Annotated in this window: 15 protein-coding genes; 5 read left to right on the plus strand and 10 right to left on the minus strand. The window is 38.5% G+C overall.

The window, feature by feature from the left end; genetic code table 11:
• Positions 1-27: 27 nt before the first annotated feature.
• Together FTT85_RS08795 and FTT85_RS08800 are read right to left on the minus strand one after the other, a co-directional pair.
• Positions 28-1,047 (minus strand): flavin reductase family protein, encoded by a 1,020-nt coding sequence (locus tag FTT85_RS08795; protein ID WP_180183342.1) that lies wholly within the window; start codon positions 1,045-1,047, stop codon positions 28-30.
• 260 nt (positions 1,048-1,307) lie between these two features.
• Entirely contained in the window at positions 1,308-2,423 is a 1,116-nt protein-coding gene (locus FTT85_RS08800) for an S-(hydroxymethyl)glutathione dehydrogenase/class III alcohol dehydrogenase (protein WP_180183343.1), read from the minus strand.
• A gap of 126 nt (positions 2,424-2,549) precedes the next feature.
• On the opposite strand from FTT85_RS08800, the gene FTT85_RS08805 reads away from it, so the two are divergent.
• Positions 2,550-4,106, plus strand: coding sequence for a phospholipase D family protein (locus FTT85_RS08805; protein WP_180183344.1), 1,557 nt, complete (start codon positions 2,550-2,552; stop codon positions 4,104-4,106).
• A 92-nt stretch (positions 4,107-4,198) separates the two neighbouring features.
• Here FTT85_RS08805 and FTT85_RS08810 read toward each other — a convergent pair whose 3' ends face one another.
• A complete protein-coding gene (locus FTT85_RS08810; RefSeq protein WP_180113994.1) occupies positions 4,199-4,867 on the minus strand; it encodes a class I SAM-dependent methyltransferase in 669 nt (222 codons plus the stop codon).
• A gap of 137 nt (positions 4,868-5,004) precedes the next feature.
• Between FTT85_RS08810 and FTT85_RS08815 the strand changes: the two genes are divergently transcribed.
• A complete protein-coding gene (locus FTT85_RS08815; RefSeq protein ID WP_180183345.1) occupies positions 5,005-5,442 on the plus strand; it encodes a hypothetical protein in 438 nt (145 codons plus the stop codon).
• Positions 5,443-5,549: 107 nt separating this feature from the next.
• Here the strand turns inward: FTT85_RS08815 and FTT85_RS08820 are convergent, their stop codons facing one another.
• Positions 5,550-6,158 carry a uracil-DNA glycosylase family protein gene (locus FTT85_RS08820; protein ID WP_180113996.1) on the minus strand — a complete coding sequence of 203 codons (609 nt, stop codon included), beginning with the start codon at positions 6,156-6,158 and terminating at the stop codon, positions 5,550-5,552.
• A gap of 39 nt (positions 6,159-6,197) precedes the next feature.
• Positions 6,198-6,914 carry an SGNH/GDSL hydrolase family protein gene (locus FTT85_RS08825; protein WP_180183346.1) on the minus strand — a complete coding sequence of 239 codons (717 nt, stop codon included), beginning with the start codon at positions 6,912-6,914 and terminating at the stop codon, positions 6,198-6,200.
• Between the two features lie 191 nt (positions 6,915-7,105).
• On the opposite strand from FTT85_RS08825, the gene FTT85_RS08830 reads away from it, so the two are divergent.
• Positions 7,106-8,506: an alpha/beta fold hydrolase gene (locus tag FTT85_RS08830; protein WP_180183347.1), complete on the plus strand. Its 1,401-nt coding sequence runs from the start codon at positions 7,106-7,108 to the stop codon at positions 8,504-8,506.
• 64 nt (positions 8,507-8,570) lie between these two features.
• Here the strand turns inward: FTT85_RS08830 and FTT85_RS08835 are convergent, their stop codons facing one another.
• The 5 genes from FTT85_RS08835 to FTT85_RS08855 form a co-directional block, all read right to left on the minus strand.
• Positions 8,571-9,617, minus strand: a complete 1,047-nt coding sequence (locus tag FTT85_RS08835; RefSeq protein WP_180183348.1) for a fatty acid desaturase — start codon at positions 9,615-9,617, stop codon at positions 8,571-8,573.
• Positions 9,618-9,911: 294 nt separating this feature from the next.
• Positions 9,912-10,655, minus strand: coding sequence for an SDR family oxidoreductase (locus FTT85_RS08840; RefSeq protein WP_078190968.1), 744 nt, complete (start codon positions 10,653-10,655; stop codon positions 9,912-9,914).
• 19 nt (positions 10,656-10,674) lie between these two features.
• Positions 10,675-11,373, minus strand: a complete 699-nt coding sequence (locus tag FTT85_RS08845; protein ID WP_180183349.1) for a histidine phosphatase family protein — start codon at positions 11,371-11,373, stop codon at positions 10,675-10,677.
• Positions 11,370-12,491: a phosphotransferase family protein gene (locus FTT85_RS08850; RefSeq protein ID WP_180183350.1), complete on the minus strand. Its 1,122-nt coding sequence runs from the start codon at positions 12,489-12,491 to the stop codon at positions 11,370-11,372. The genes FTT85_RS08845 and FTT85_RS08850 overlap by 4 nt, the downstream gene beginning before the upstream one ends.
• A gap of 110 nt (positions 12,492-12,601) precedes the next feature.
• Entirely contained in the window at positions 12,602-13,843 is a 1,242-nt protein-coding gene (locus FTT85_RS08855) for an acyl-CoA dehydrogenase family protein (protein WP_180003722.1), read from the minus strand.
• A 93-nt stretch (positions 13,844-13,936) separates the two neighbouring features.
• Between FTT85_RS08855 and FTT85_RS08860 the strand changes: the two genes are divergently transcribed.
• Positions 13,937-14,854 carry a LysR family transcriptional regulator gene (locus tag FTT85_RS08860; RefSeq protein ID WP_180183351.1) on the plus strand — a complete coding sequence of 306 codons (918 nt, stop codon included), beginning with the start codon at positions 13,937-13,939 and terminating at the stop codon, positions 14,852-14,854.
• A gap of 185 nt (positions 14,855-15,039) precedes the next feature.
• The gene (locus FTT85_RS08865; RefSeq protein ID WP_180183352.1) at positions 15,040-15,597 is read left to right on the plus strand and encodes a thermonuclease family protein; all 558 of its coding nucleotides are present in this window, start codon (positions 15,040-15,042) and stop codon (positions 15,595-15,597) included.
• Positions 15,598-15,611 lie beyond the last annotated feature (14 nt).

Consider the following 15,611-nt stretch of genomic DNA (forward strand, 5'->3'; position numbering starts at 1 on the left):
CCCTGATTTGTTTTTATGCGGCTTGGGTTAGAGTTGAATGCGTACGGGTGAAATTGCCTGAGAGACACATAACTTGATTTGTGTGTTATTCGCATGATCAATTTCGCCAGTGAGTAAGTTTTTCACTGAACCCTGTAATTTGGTACACGAACAGGTATTACAAATACCCATCCGACAGCCATGCGCAGGTTTTAAACCGGCTTTTTCAGCACTTTCCAGTAAATTTCCCTCTGCCAAAAAATCTTGCTGGGCTAAACTAAAAGTAACAGGTTGAGCAGGTACTGAATCATCAGCAATCATCTGAAAATATTCAGTATTTAAATATTCTGAAAGCCTTAACTCACGATACAATTGCTCAATGCTTTGCATCATTTGCGTTGCACCACAGGCATAGCAATCTCGCTGCTTAAAATCAGGAACCATGTGGTTTAGCACCTCTGGTGAGATATGTAATTTAGTTTTCAGCGTATTAATCGCATGTAAGTGTGCATGGTTTGATTGCTTCGCTAGTTGAATCAATTCATCCAAATACGCATCATCTCGATTGAAGTAAATCAGGTCAACCGTACGCCCAAGCTGAATCGCTTGTTTAAACAAAGCCATGATTGAGGTAATGCCACTACCTGAAGCAAGCAGTAAAATTGGTCGATCCGAATTTAGCTTTAGGCCAAACTCACCTTGCGGTTGCGATAATTCAACAACATCACCTGTTTTTAATTGCGTCAGGCAATTGGACACGTTGCCTTGCTGTTTAACTGCAATCACCACATGACCTGATGTATTGATTTCGACGATGCTATAGCTACGTTGATGACGTACACCATCTTTGACCACTGTCACCAGAACACATTGGCCTGGTCGATAGTTTGCTACTTTAAAGTTGTGATTCGCTAAAAAACTCAGTTCATAAAACCCGATTCCCACACAACGTGATTTAACCAATTGTGCTTTTACACGTTTGTAGGCCCAAATTGCATCAAATTTTTCTGCAATAAAATCAATAAAATCTTCCCGAATCCACTCAGGCTTGTAACTTGTAGTTGTCATTTTTTGCCTCGGATAATGCATTAATATACATTTGTTTTTAAATTATGCTTACCTTATGTTTAGTGCTAATTTCCCACCATGTGAATTCGGGACAAAATCTATCATTTGGCATTTTTTATCATTTTATGTCTAACAATCTGTCACTTTTTGCAAATCCTAATTTGAAGTTTTGATTTGTTATAACGACACAAATAAAAAAACTAGGCAAAAGCCTAGTTTTTAAATAGTGAAAATTAACGCATTAATATTTAAATCAAAGTTTAATCTTCAAAATGTATAACAGAGCGAATTGATTTACCTTCATGCATTAAATCAAAGGCTTCATTGATTTTATCCAGCCCCATGGTATGGGTCACGAATGGTTCAAGTTTGATCTCGCCTGACATGGCTTCTTCTACCATACCCGGTAATTGTGAACGACCTTTAACACCACCGAAAGCAGTGCCTTTCCAAGTACGACCTGTAACCAATTGGAATGGACGGGTTGAAATTTCTTGACCTGCACCTGCCACACCAATAATCACAGATTGCCCCCAACCACGGTGAGCACATTCCAAAGCAGAGCGCATCACATTGGTATTGCCAATACATTCAAATGAATGGTCGACGCCCCAACCCGTCATTTCTACAATCAGTTCTTGAACTGGACGATCATAATCTTTTGGATTAACAAAATCTGTAGCGCCAAATTCTTCAGCCAGTTTGAATTTGTCAGGATTGGTATCTACGGCAATGATACGACCTGCTTTGGCTTTTTTAGCACCTTGTACCACAGCCAAACCAATACCACCTAAACCAAAGACTGCAACTGAGTCACCTTCCTGAACTTTAGCGGTATTTTTAACTGCACCAAGGCCTGTTGTTACGCCGCAACCCAACAAACATACATGTTCGTGGTTCGCTTCAGGGTTAATTTTTGCCAAAGAAACTTCTGCAACCACAGTATATTCAGAGAATGTTGAACAGCCCATATAGTGATAAATCGGCTGACCATTATAAGAAAAACGTGTTGTGCCATCCGGCATTAAACCTTTCCCTTGTGTCGCTCGTACAGATACACAAAGATTTGTTTTACCCGATTTACAGAATAAACATTCACCACATTCTGCGGTATAAAGTGGAATAACATGATCACCCGGTTGCACTGAAGTCACACCTTCACCGACTTCAACCACAACACCTGCACCTTCATGCCCTAAAATTGCTGGAAATACGCCTTCAGGATCATCACCCGACAATGTAAATGCATCTGTATGACACACACCTGTATGGCTAATTTTGACTAAAACCTCACCTGCTTTAGGTGGTGCCACATCAATTTCAACAATTTCTAAAGGCTGACCCGGTCCAAAAGCAACGGCTGCACGTGATTTCATGTCTAAAAACATCCTGTATGGCTTATAGTAACAGATGAGCTACAGTAACCTCTTTTTAAGCCTAGATACAACCTTAAAACATGATGTTATGATGAATTTTTTCAAGGAATGATTAATGCTATTCGAATGATACAATTACGTGAAATAAGTTGTACTGTCGGTTTAACTGTTTCGATCAGCCTATTAACTGGATGCAGCTTACCTAGCAATCAGTCAAAAAAAGATGTCCCTATACAATCACATGCAGAAAAATGGATTACGTCTGCTACGGATTTTGAAAAATTAAAACAAAAACAAACGGCTTATTTAGCCTTAGATGATGCTTTCTTAAGCATTGCTTCTCGCCTACATTTAATTCGAAATGCAAAATACACCATCGATTTGCAATATTACATTTGGGGAAATGATGCTATTGGGCATCTGATGTTTCAAGAATTACTGCATGCCGCTGACCGTGGGGTAAAAGTAAGGCTACTAATTGATGATCAAAACGGGACGAAACTCGATCCGACCTTACAAGCCCTTTCAGCTCATCCCAACATTTCAATCAAACTGTTTAATCCCTATAAATTTAGAAAATTACGTGTCATTGATTATGGATTTCGCTTAAAGCACATTAACCATCGTATGCATAATAAATTAATTATTGCCGATGGTTTTATGGGCGTAACTGGCGGTCGTAACATCAGTAATGAATATTTTGATGCCAGTGAAAGTTTTCAATTTACAGATTTGGACATCCTTTTCTATGGGGAAGCCATTCAACAAGCCAATCAAGTGTTTTTGAACTTTTGGAATGATGATTTAAGTTATTCTGTTCAGCAATGGATTGGTGCAGGTACAAAAGAAGACTTAAATCAATTAAGACAAACGTACCAAGAAAACTCTACAACGTTGACTAAAGATCAACAGCGCATTAACTATGCACAGCAACAACTGGCGGCTCAGCTTAAACTTAGACCGGTGAACTGGGCTGAAGCTCATTTTATTGCAGATAGTCCGAATAAAATTCGTGGTGAGGCTAAAGAGCAAGAATTAATTTATAACCAATTTTCTACTTTGATGGGACAGCCCAAGGAACGTATGGAATTGGTTTCAGCTTATTTTGTTCCCACGCAACAAGGAACTGACTTTCTGACGGGTCTTGCAGGCAAAAATGTAGAAGTCCGTGTGTTAACCAATTCATTTTTAGCCAATGACGTCGCTGTCGTTCATGCGTTTTATCAAAAATATCGCAAAGATTTACTCGAAAATGGCGTGAAACTATATGAATTTAAACCTTATATAGAGCGTTCAAAACGCACATGGTATGAGGTCATGACGGGAAATATCATCCCTGCAAAAGGCAAAAATGCCTCTAGTTTGCATGCAAAATTTTTCGATATCGACGGAATGGTGTTTATTGGATCGTTTAACTTTGATCCACGTTCCGCAAATTTAAATTCGGAAGTTGGCCTTGTCGTGAAATCTGATCGATTACAAAATGATATTTCTGCCGCATTAAACCAATACTTACCGCAAATTGCGTATGAATTAAAACTAGATAAAAATGGCGAAATCATTTGGTTAGAGCATCAAAAAAATGGAAAAACCAAAACCTATACCCATGAACCTGAAACAACCCGATTCCAAAGATTTAGCATAAAAGCAGTGTCATACCTCCCGATTGAATGGATGATGTAATGACAATGCACTGCTAAATGATTAAATTTTCCTCATCGAGGCTATTTATTGAAATAATCTGAAAAGTTCGATCAAGTCGAAGATGTTCTTGGTCAGTCTCGTTTATATGAGTGCTGGCTTTTGAAAATAACCAAACCATTGATTTCGCCAAGACATTCCACTTGGCCATAATTGGCTGCTTTAAGCGCTGCTAAATGTTCCTCAACTGACTTATACAACTCATGATTTTGCTGAGCATGTGCTGCATATAAATGATCACATACAAAATACACGCCTTGTGTATTTAACAACGTTTTTACAGTCCGATGAAACTCTGCTGCATACGCCTTATGTCTCAATTCATGTAAGGCCTGATGAATAATAATCACATCAAAGGTACTTTTTTCATTGAAGTGAAGAGATTTTTCCCAATCCGATTGTTTGAAATCCCCTGTTATAAAATTGCATTTTAAGCGTTGCGCTACACTTAGTTTTCCTTTTGCCAAGTCATGCATAGCTTCGGAAAAATCAAATGCTGTGTAGTGAATATTTGGACAATGATTAATTAAAAATTCAGCCAAATAACCTGGACCTGAACCCAGTTCAAGTACACGGGCATTCGGGTTGAAAGCCCAAATAGAGTCAACATACATTTGAAAGATGTCATAACGCCACGGTCGTTTAAGATTCACTTCAGCGGCCCATTGTTTAGCTTCGATTGTATCTTTTAAGTCTATAGGGCTGGGCACATCGGTTATGTGTTTATTATTTTCACAATTCATTTTCTTAGACTTAATTTAGATAGATTGAATGCTATTTATACATAAAATATCTCAATAAAAGCAAAGGTTTTACTCACACTTGATGATGCTTTAACATCCACCTCTTATTTTGTTTTATCTCCTCCTAAAGTTTTCTAATGCAATTTTTTGATTTAAGCCGCCAATTTAATTTAAGTGATATTTTAACGCCTTTTACGACACTTCCTGAACTTGGTCATCAAGAATGGTTTTTGTCGAAAGTTCGGGTTGAGCATGACTGCTTATCTGACAATGACATGATTGAAGGGCAAGCTGTGCTTAAATCTAATCACAATATCCAAATTGAGTTGGAATGGTTAATCCAAGATACAGGTCATGAATTACAGCTTTTATTTAAAGGCATTGAAACTGCAGCTAGCGAAGAAACTTTGGTGATCGTGAAAGGCGCACAAATTTTAGATGATGCAAACAAAAAAGTTTCATCTCAGACACTGAGTTTATGGATCGATGGTACTTTACTACCTATGCTGCCTCATATTCGCAAAGAAATTAAAGCGCGTTTAAACCTTTGGGATTATGTTGAATATGATGGCTAAGGAGTTGATGTTTATCCATTATTAAGATGCCACGTTTTAATCATTGAATGTTTGCCTGTTTAAATAAGAAATTTTATTCAAGGCATTTCATAAATCCGAAAACTTACTTAAAGGAAGCCTATATCTTTAAATAAGCTTTGGTAGGCTTCGGCTTTTTTTTCCAGTGCCAGTGGATAAGCCCTAGATGATGATGGCATGCGGTATAAAGTCAAATCTCTGCCTGCAAATTCGGTACGAACAGCATGCCCAATGTGTGGTTTTTCCGTATTTTCTGGCATCGAGAGCATCAAAGTATCAGTCGCCTTGTCTCCCGTCGTCATAATACTGTGGCAATTCGGCATCTGCGTAAGAAGCTTCGCAATATCGGTTTGCTGATGGATCTGTAAAAACTTGTCTGACGCATTGCCTTTCAAACGAATCACTTGATAGGCCGTATCAAAAATGCCTATGCCTATTTCATTTAAAAAATCTCGAATGAGCTGTTCTTTAAAAGTTTTGCTCTCTAGATTGAGAAAATGATTTTTATCCTGAAAAAAACATAGGCCAAAGATTTTCCACATGTCATTTTGAAAATTTGGATAATAAAAATCCATTTTCCAGCGTATTTTAGGTGGCGGAAAACTCCCTAGCATCAAGAGTTTCCCATTTGATGGCAAAAATGGCGCTAAAGGATGCGTTTCGATTTGCGGATTCGCGTCGGAAATATCTTTGCTCATGTAGATTTAACTTCGCCCAGTGGTTGAATCATAAAATGTCTATGAAAATTGTTCAGTGATTTGTTTTGCTATTTTTTCAGCCCATAACTGATAAATTTCTTTGCTCGGGTGAAAGCCGTCTTTTGCCATTTGTAAATTTTTTTCACGATATTCTTGTAAATCGTATTCAATTAGCCTCGTATTAGGCTTTGTTTTAATAAAATTTTTTAACAGCGCATTCATCTTCTGAGAATATTGTCCAAACAGCCATGACAATGGAAACGGTAAAGCTGGAAACGCATCCATTGGTGGCACACCTGAAATGATCAATAGCTGTGGATGAAACTTTTCCTCGACAGCTTGATATAAACGCTGCTGGAGGTTCAACCATTGGTCTGGCTGTTTTAAAGCTGTGACATCATTGACACCAACAGAGCTGATCACGACATTAAAGTTCTGCGTAGTGACATTGTCCAAAGCATTGATGATTTGCTGGCTGTTATGTCCCGTTGTGGCTTCAAGGCAATAGTGAACTTGATAATCAGGCGATAAAATTTTAAGCAATTGTCCCAATAGCGCATCCGACTGATGCTCGACGCCGACACCTGCTGCTGCTGAATCACCTAGTATTAATACCGATAATGGCCGATTACCCTGACCAATTATTCCACAGCGCTCTCCCACCGGTTCTGCTAAACGTGGGGTATTTTTTTTCACACGGTAACCTTGGATCAGTAATGCAGGTAACAGCAGCAGTGTTGATACTTTGAGTAGCATAATATTTAGCAATGATTGAGAGCTTGTCGACTGCATTATTTTAATTAGTTTAAAAAACAAAGCATTGACTCTATTGTTATTTTTCTACATTTTCTTTTTTTAAAAGCACCATTCTGCGGCATATTGCTAGTTTTTTCTATTAATAATGATTATCATTTATCTGATTTCATTCTACCTATTTTATTATTTCAATGAAAAAACTTTCCCCATTTTTTTTAGCTTGCTCAATTAGCTTTGCTGTTACTTCTGCTTTTGCCCAAACTCAAAATTCACCCGCTTTAACCGATACAATAAAAAAAAAACATTTTCCCTATGCTGCTGCATGTGAAGATGTCAAAGCGCAAAGCCAAATATTATTAAACCTACAACATCAGTTAAATCAAAATCCAAAACAACATGCTCAAATTATTGAAGATTTTTGGAAGCGTGTAGAGCTTATAGGTACACCAATCATTGAAAACTATGATGAAAAACATGACCGTATAATTTTTTTATGGAAAGGTGCGCAGCATAATGTACGCCTTATTGGTGGCCCGAGTAATGACCATGAATGGTTAACACGCCTACCAAATACCGATATTTGGTTTAAAGAATCGATTATTGATCATCGTTATATTGGCAGTTATAGCTTTGCTGTCGACTTACCGAACTTAGAAGGTTATCTGTCAAATTATTGTCCGCATCTGAATCCTAAACTTAAAGAATCAAGAACGCAGCGTCGTGCTGTGATACAAGTACAACGCATTGATCCTTTCAACAAAAACACTTATCTCGCAAGTGATGACACATCAGGCTTGCGTAATGAAAATTTAGTGGCGCTTAAAGATGCCGCGCCTTTTATTGATCCAAAACAATATCCAAATGTGAACCCGCCCCAATTACAAGAGTTTGCTTTAGACAGCAAAATTTTGAATAACTCACGTAAAATCCAAATTTACCAATCTAAAGCTAAGAAAAATCAAAGCTATATCACCGCTATATTTTTTGATGGTCAGCAATATAACGAGTTGCTGAATGCTCCAAAGGCATTAGATATATTAGTTGAGCAAGGTCAGTTACCGCCAATTCAAGTCATATTTGTTTCTCCACCGAACGATCAGGAACGACCGAAAGAATTAACACCAAATACTAAATTTTCAGCTTTTTTTAGTGATGAACTGATGCCTTGGATTCAAAAAAATGCACCTGCAAAAGTCGATTCGAAGAAAACGGTACTACTTGGGTCAAGTCTTGGCGGTTTAAGTTCAGCTTATTTAGCCTTAGAAAATCCAAATCAAATTAGTCATGTCGTACCGTTATCTGGATCATTTTGGTGGCAAAATGCGCCGACAGACTTCCCTAATGGCATGAGTAAAATCATTCGTGATAAAACCTCACAACCTAAACAGCATTGGTTTATTACTGCCAATAGTTATGAAAACTCTCGAAATAATAATGAACTGAGTATTTTAGAGACTTCACCTATTGTTGCAGCCGATTTAAAAAATAAAGGTCATGATGTGCATTACCAATCATATATCGGCGGACATTCCTACGCGGTATGGCAAGTTGCCTTGCAAGATGCGCTCAAGCATTTTTTTGCACACAAGTAATTTATAAAAGTTTAGATCATAAAAAAGCCCTCAATTGAGGGCTTTTTTTGAAGCTAGTACTGATTTAATTCCAGCGATTTATGCGTTTAAAGGTTCCAAAATCATTGAAACGTACACCAACCTCACGCATGACTTGGTGTGCAGTTTTTGCGGTTAGATGACGAATATAAAACGGCTCTTTGACCACAAAATGGTGGATGGCATGGGTCGAACCAAAGTTAAAGCAAAATAATTGCATTGGGAACAACCACCACGGATTTAACACCTGAGTTTGTTTAATAACATCGCGTGGGTCAATATCGCCATAATAATGCATATTTGAGCTGATAAATTGTAAGCAGAAAGAACGTATAAAGTTCGGAATAATCCAAATCACAGCTAAAAAATTAATCGTTGGAATTAATTTCACTAAATTGACTGACCAACTAATACTTTGTCCTAACATGGGAGCAATACCATTCACCACATGATAAATGACAAATACATACCAAATGCCGTAATAAACAAAACTTAAAGGAAAAAATCCAGTCAATTGAGAGAACAATGCCGTTTTACGTTCTTTTTCAGGTTGTTTTTCAATGAATGTCCTAATCATCTTGAACATTTGAAATGGGCGCAAATAAACCGTCATCAATTGATCGCTAATGACCAATATACGACGTAAACCCCACGCCATGCCATTACTAATGCCCCGTTCTTCCAAATCGTATTCTGAACCTGAATATTTATGGTGGTTGAGATGCAAACGACGACGTGCCCAAGGACTAATGGTATTCGGACGTGCTAACCACACCAAGGCCAACATGAGATGGTGAGCCCACGGCGTCTTTTTAAAGTACATATAATGAATCAGGTCATGTTCTAATTCATGTGTCAGTGAAGCAAACATCGCCACTAAAATCACACAAGCCCATGCCGGTAAAATGCCAACAGCAAACGCCCACGCTGAACCCAACATTCCTAGTAGCGCAAAAATAAGGATGGCTGCGCCTATAAAGTTTTGATGTTTTAAAATGGGATACTGTTGACGTAAGTCTTCACCAGCTTTCGTTACAACAGTTCTGACTTTGTTAATTCGCTGTTGATCTGTCATATCGGAAGACATAGACATAGTACAAACCTAAAAATTAATGAACAGTTGTACATTAAAGCAAATTAAAAAAAAGGAAATCGCTATTTTGAGAACAAATCATCGTCTGTTCAAATATTCAACATTTTATTTATTTTCAATATCTTATTTATAAATAATCTGAGTAATTACTCCATTTTTTCTTTGCAAAATCGGCTGCTTTTAATGTCTTTTCATCACAGGTTTTATGTATTCCTTTTTAACCTACAGAGGATGGTGAAGATCATTTGAGAATAAAAAAGCCCCAATATTGGAGCTTTATTATTACATAAAGGTTTAACCCAATTTATTCACGATCTTCAATGGCAATACTTTCATCGCAAGACCTAAAGGCAACCACGGCCATTGTGGTACATAGGCTTTAACCGGTGCTTTCTCAATGGCTTTTGCTAAAAGATGTGAACCCGTTTTTTCATCGACTTCAAATGGCAGTTTTTTCGCACCTTCATTGATCTCCGTACGAATATAACCAGGGAAAATAGTCGTTACTTTAATTGGGGTATCAATCAGCTCTGCACGAATACCTTCAGCTAGAGCAGCAACGCCTGCTTTACTTGCACCATAAGCCGTTAAATGTTTAGGCATGCCGCGCATAGCACTCATTGAAGAAATCACCACCAAATGCCCTGCATTTTGGCTACGGAAAATTTCAACTGCAGCTTCGCATTGCGCCAAAGCAGAGATAAAGTTGGTTTCAACTGTCGCACGGTTAATTTCAAAATTACCTTTACCAATACGACGGCCTTCACCAACACCTGCGTTGACAATAACACGGTCAATACTGCCAAAATCTGCTTTAAAGGCACGGAACACTTCAAACACTTGATCGTAATTTGTGACATCGAGGGTTTTCGCAATCACTTTGATGCCATATTGGCTTTCCAATTCCTGTTTTAGTGTTTCTAGACGCTCTAAACGACGTGCGCAAATGGCCAAGTTATAGCCTTTTTGTGCAAACTCACGTGCCATTCCTGCACCAATTCCCGAGCTTGCACCTGTAATTAAAATTGTTTTAGCCATGATAATTCCTTTGTTTATCTTAGATCCAAGTCAATAAATTTGGATCAACTGCTTTTATAAAATGGTGTTCATTTAAACTGAGTAATTGCGGTTCATTTCCGACTAAACGCAGTGTTGTTATACTGGTATTGGCAATAGCCCAATTGAGTGCAAATGTTTTTTCTGGACTCAGCCCTAATATTTTACCTACTGCAACCGAGATCACTCCACCTGAAGTAAACACAACGGCATAACGCGGTTTGGTTTCAGCCAGTTGACTGCATAACTTATCTAGCGCTGTTTCGACTCGATTTTTAAAATGTGGCCAAGATTCATCGTATTCATGATGAAATTCTCCGCCTGTCCAACGTTCAATGGCACCTTCAAAAATTTTAGATAAATAAGCACGCGGGTTTTCATGCTTAGATACATCTTCTTTTAATAAATGCGGCTGGTTAAATCGAGGTTCATATTGAGCAAAAACTTGCTGATGATTAAATTCATTCCACGCGTTATCTGTATCAACTTGTGCTTCTGGAAAGCATTCAGCCAATGCAAGATTGGCTGTTTGTTGATGACGTTGCATTGAGCCCGCAACCACATAAGGACTTTCTTTTAAAATACGGTCGAAATACTGTCCCAGCACCTTAGCCTGTAGCTCACCGTTGGGAGAAAGCTTGTCATAGCTTTCTGCACCAAAAGAAGCCTGACCGTGCCGAATTAAATATATCGTGGTCATTTCCCTAAAATATCCTTCATTTTTTCAATATATTTTTGTGCCACGTCATTGGCTTCAAGTTTTTGCAAACCAATAAGTTTTAATGCACGAATATGTAAAGCATGGATCACAATCCAAAAATCTTTAAATGCGGGATTATTGGTTTGTTTATGGTAGTAGCGGTAATAAATTTGCTGTGCGATCACAGCCAAACGAAAAATGCCGAACACTTCATAAAATGTCCAATTGTCCGTTTGAAGCCCAGTTTTTTCTAAGTAATATTCAACCACTTCTTTACGGCTAAACATGCCTTTTAGATTAGTCGGTTGACGGCGTGTGGCTTTAAAAATTGCGTTATCGCCACTTTCAACCCAATACGCCAAAGCCGAACCTAAGTCCATCAATGGATCACCAAGTGTTGCCATTTCCCAATCCAATACGCCAATCACTTGGGTAGGATCATTTGGATCTAAAATCACGTTATCAAAACGCCAATCATTATGAATTACACAGGTTTTAGAGTCAGCAGGAATATTGTCTTTGAGCCAATTACGGACATATTTAAAAGAAGGAACATTTAATGTTTTGGCTTTTTCAAAGCGTGCGTCCCAACCTTCCACTTGACGACGACAGTATCCGTCGCCCTTGCCTATTTTTTCTAAAGCGGTGCCTTCATAAGGCACTTGATGCAGTTCAATTAACTTATCGATGACGTTGGTACACAACGCTCGAACTTGAGTTTCATCAAAATTAATTTCTTTGGGTAAGTTTGCACGTGGAATGATACCTTCTACGCGTTTCATTACATAGAAATCACAGCCAATAATTGATTCGTCCTGACATAGTGCCACCATCTCAGGGAGTACAGGATAAAATTCAGATAATGCCTTCTGAACGTTATACTCACGTGCCATATCATGTGCAGACTTGGCTTTGGTGCCTTTCGGTGGACGACGTAAAATTAAATCAGCATTGTCGTATTTTAAGCGATAAGTCCAATTTGATGCACCACCTGAATATTGAGTGACTTCAACAGGCCCTTCTATTTCAACGCCATGTTCAATCAACCAATTACCTACAGCACGGACATCCAGTTCTTCACCCTCACGAACTGAACCGCCTACATCGATCACTGACATGCTTTTCTTCCTAAACTTGAATCTATCATGATGATAAAAATATAATTTTCTATAGATTTATAGCATGGACAACTCGGGGTTGCCATGCCAAATATGTGACTACAACTTGTTTATTTTTTACGGCGGCTGCTGTAACCGCGCTTTGCCAATTCTAATTTAGCAATCATACCTTTATGCACTTCATCAGGGCCATCAGCTAGACGTAGTGAACGTGCTTGCGCAAAGAAACCTGTGAGCGGTGTATCTCGAGAAACCCCAGCACCACCGTGGATTTGAATCGCCATATCGACAACTTTTTCTAAGACACTCGGCGCAACTACTTTAATTGCAGAAATCTCGGTTAATGCAGCCATATTCCCTAGAGTATCCATTTTATATGCTGCATAAAGGGTCAGTAAACGTGCCTGATCGATCGCAACACGTGCTTCTGCTACGCGTTCTAAATTGCCACCAAGTTTTAAAATTTCTTTACCAAAAGCAGTACGGCTCATACCGCGGTCAATCATCAGTTCTAGCGATTTTTCGGCAGCACCAATACAACGCATACAATGATGAATACGGCCTGGGCCTAAACGACCTTGTGCAATTTCAAAACCTTGACCTGCTCCGCCAATGAAATTTGCAACAGGAACACGAACATTTGTGAAGCTAATTTCACCATGTCCATGTGGTGCATCATAGTCACCAAATACTGGAAGCATACGTTCGATTTTGACTCCAGCAGTTTCAACTGGTACTAAAACCATTGAATGCTGATGATGACGGTCTTTGCTTTCATCTGGTGTATGCGCCATAAAAATAATGATTTTGGCATTTGGATCACCTAAACCTGAAGACCACCATTTACGTCCATTCAACACAATTTCGTCGCCTTCAACGACAGCCGTTGCTTCCATATTGGTTGCATCACTTGAAGCAACAGCAGGTTCTGTCATACAAAATACTGAACGGATTTTTCCGTCCAGTAATGGTGTTAACCATTGCTGCTTTTGTTCTTCGGTACCATAACGCCAAATCACTTCCATATTGCCGCTGTCTGGTGCATTGCAATTGAATACTGTAGGTGCAAGTAAACTACGGCCTGAAAGTTCTGCGATGTGCGCATATTCTTGTACAGATAAGCCTTGCCCAAGTTCAGGACAAGGTAAGAACATATTCCATAAGCCTGCAGCTTTGGCTTTATCCTTTAAAACCTCTAACTGTGCCGGCCATTGCCATTTGGTCCAATCGCCACCTTGGTTCAACTCATGAACTTCTGCCCAAAACTCAGTTTCTACAGGCTCAATTTCATCTTTAATAAATTTTTTTGTTCTTTCAATATAATCTTGTGCACGTGCTGAAAGTTCAAACATGACAATATCCTTTAAATATTATGTTCTTTACGCTTTACAACACCATAACCTGAAATCTAATATGAACAAAATGATTTAATTCAATAGATGAACATGAATAGTATTCATAAAAATACCGTCATCGATATGGGTGTTTTCCACCGTATGGATATCAATTTATATCCGCTGTATATCGCAATTTATGAACAAAAAAGCATTTCAAAAGCTGCGCAAATTTTGTGTATTACTCAGTCTGCAGCGAGTCATGCACTTCAACGGTTAAGACAACATTTACAAGATGACTTATTTGTACGTGCTGGAGCAAAAATGCTTCCGACCCCATTTGCTGAGCAGATTTATCCAGTAATTAAAAATGCGCTTATTGCGATTCAAAGCATTTCTATCCAAAAACAACAATTTACTCCTTCAATGGTACAGAGCTTGAAAATTGCGGTACATGATGAAATTGAACCGATCATTTTTCCCAAGTTAGTTGAACACTTTCAACAGCAGCAGTTTCAGATTCAATTTTCCAGTATCAAATTAGACCGCAAAACCATTGTGGCTGACCTTGCTGCACAGCAAATTGATTTTGCGATTGACCTTGAGCAAAACTTTGGTGAAAAGATTAATTTTCAAACCTTAGTTGAAGACCAATTCGTGATTTGTAGTCAACACCCTAAGATGGATGAGTCTATTTATCTTTCTGCTCCTCACATTGGGGTTTCTTCCCGACGTGCAGGTGTATTAGTCGAGGATATTTATTTAAATCGTAAAAAACACTCTAGAGAGATTTTTTTACGCTGTCAGCATTACTCTACTGCGCTACAAATTTTGGCACAGCAACCCAAGGCAATATTAACGATTCCGCAAAATATTTTGACGCATTTACATGTTGCTCCCGAACTGAATATTTTTGATGTACCTGTAGACTTGCCGAAAATTAAACTAGGAATGTATTGGCATAATGATTTGGAATTAAATTCACGGCATGTTTTTTTGCGAAGCGAAATTTCTAAAATATTTGCTTAGGCTATTTACATGGATTTAGATTGAATTTTGCGTGATGAAACTTGCTGTATATTTATAGATCAAATGCTGATTATTTATGGTATTTTTAACTGACCGTCGGTTTATTCGACAGCCATAAATCATGAGTTCTTATAAAATCTAAATTCCTGTTTTTATGCGATATGAGCTCGTTCATATCATTTTGTATGCTTTCAAATCTCTCCGCGAATTGGCTCATGGCTTTAGGTGCAGTACTGTGCCTGATCACAGTTTATGTTCTCTATAAAGTCACCATTTTCTTAAAGGATTTTTTCCAGCCTTTTAAGAAAGGAAAATCTTACCTCTGCCGTGTATCCGATATTAGTGATGGCGATACCCTCACCTGCTATCGGATGAATCTAAGACGTTCTAAAACCAAACTTCGCTTTGCTTATGTGGATGCCCCAGAATCGACACAAGCCTACGGTAAAGAGTCTGCACGCCTGATCAAATCCATGGTTTACAAGAAATTTGTTCGCGTAAAAATCACAGATGTAGACCGTTATGGCCGCTGCGTTGGGGTCATTTATCGCTATCGTAAATGCATGAATGAAGAGATGGTAAAACGTGGGGCTGCGTGGGTATACGAAGAATACATCCGTGACCAAAAGCATTTGAACTATATGATGAATTTACAAAGCAAAGCACGTAAACAAAAGAAAGGTTTGTGGAAAGCCAGTCGTCCAATGCGCCCTAAAGAGTATCGTAAATTACATAGGCTCTAGACCACATTACAGCA

The sequence above is a fragment of the Acinetobacter sp. YH01020 genome, from assembly GCF_013420275.1.
GTDB classification, from domain to species: Bacteria; Pseudomonadota; Gammaproteobacteria; order Pseudomonadales; family Moraxellaceae; genus Acinetobacter; species Acinetobacter amyesii.

Excerpts from the sequence above, each read along its gene's own strand:
- FTT85_RS08795 (WP_180183342.1), bottom strand. The coding sequence starts at position 1,047 with ATGACAACTACAAGTTACAAGCCTGAGTGGATTCGGGAAGATTTTATT.
- FTT85_RS08800 (WP_180183343.1), bottom strand. The coding sequence starts at position 2,423 with ATGAAATCACGTGCAGCCGTTGCTTTTGGACCGGGTCAGCCTTTAGAA.
- FTT85_RS08805 (WP_180183344.1), top strand. The coding sequence starts at position 2,550 with ATGATACAATTACGTGAAATAAGTTGTACTGTCGGTTTAACTGTTTCG.
- FTT85_RS08810 (WP_180113994.1), bottom strand. The coding sequence starts at position 4,867 with ATGAATTGTGAAAATAATAAACACATAACCGATGTGCCCAGCCCTATA.
- FTT85_RS08815 (WP_180183345.1), top strand. The coding sequence starts at position 5,005 with ATGCAATTTTTTGATTTAAGCCGCCAATTTAATTTAAGTGATATTTTA.
- FTT85_RS08820 (WP_180113996.1), bottom strand. The coding sequence starts at position 6,158 with ATGAGCAAAGATATTTCCGACGCGAATCCGCAAATCGAAACGCATCCT.
- FTT85_RS08825 (WP_180183346.1), bottom strand. The coding sequence starts at position 6,914 with ATGCTACTCAAAGTATCAACACTGCTGCTGTTACCTGCATTACTGATC.
- FTT85_RS08830 (WP_180183347.1), top strand. The coding sequence starts at position 7,106 with ATGAAAAAACTTTCCCCATTTTTTTTAGCTTGCTCAATTAGCTTTGCT.
- FTT85_RS08835 (WP_180183348.1), bottom strand. The coding sequence starts at position 9,617 with ATGTCTATGTCTTCCGATATGACAGATCAACAGCGAATTAACAAAGTC.
- FTT85_RS08840 (WP_078190968.1), bottom strand. The coding sequence starts at position 10,655 with ATGGCTAAAACAATTTTAATTACAGGTGCAAGCTCGGGAATTGGTGCA.
- FTT85_RS08845 (WP_180183349.1), bottom strand. The coding sequence starts at position 11,373 with ATGACCACGATATATTTAATTCGGCACGGTCAGGCTTCTTTTGGTGCA.
- FTT85_RS08850 (WP_180183350.1), bottom strand. The coding sequence starts at position 12,491 with ATGTCAGTGATCGATGTAGGCGGTTCAGTTCGTGAGGGTGAAGAACTG.
- FTT85_RS08855 (WP_180003722.1), bottom strand. The coding sequence starts at position 13,843 with ATGTTTGAACTTTCAGCACGTGCACAAGATTATATTGAAAGAACAAAA.
- FTT85_RS08860 (WP_180183351.1), top strand. The coding sequence starts at position 13,937 with ATGAATAGTATTCATAAAAATACCGTCATCGATATGGGTGTTTTCCAC.
- FTT85_RS08865 (WP_180183352.1), top strand. The coding sequence starts at position 15,040 with ATGCTTTCAAATCTCTCCGCGAATTGGCTCATGGCTTTAGGTGCAGTA.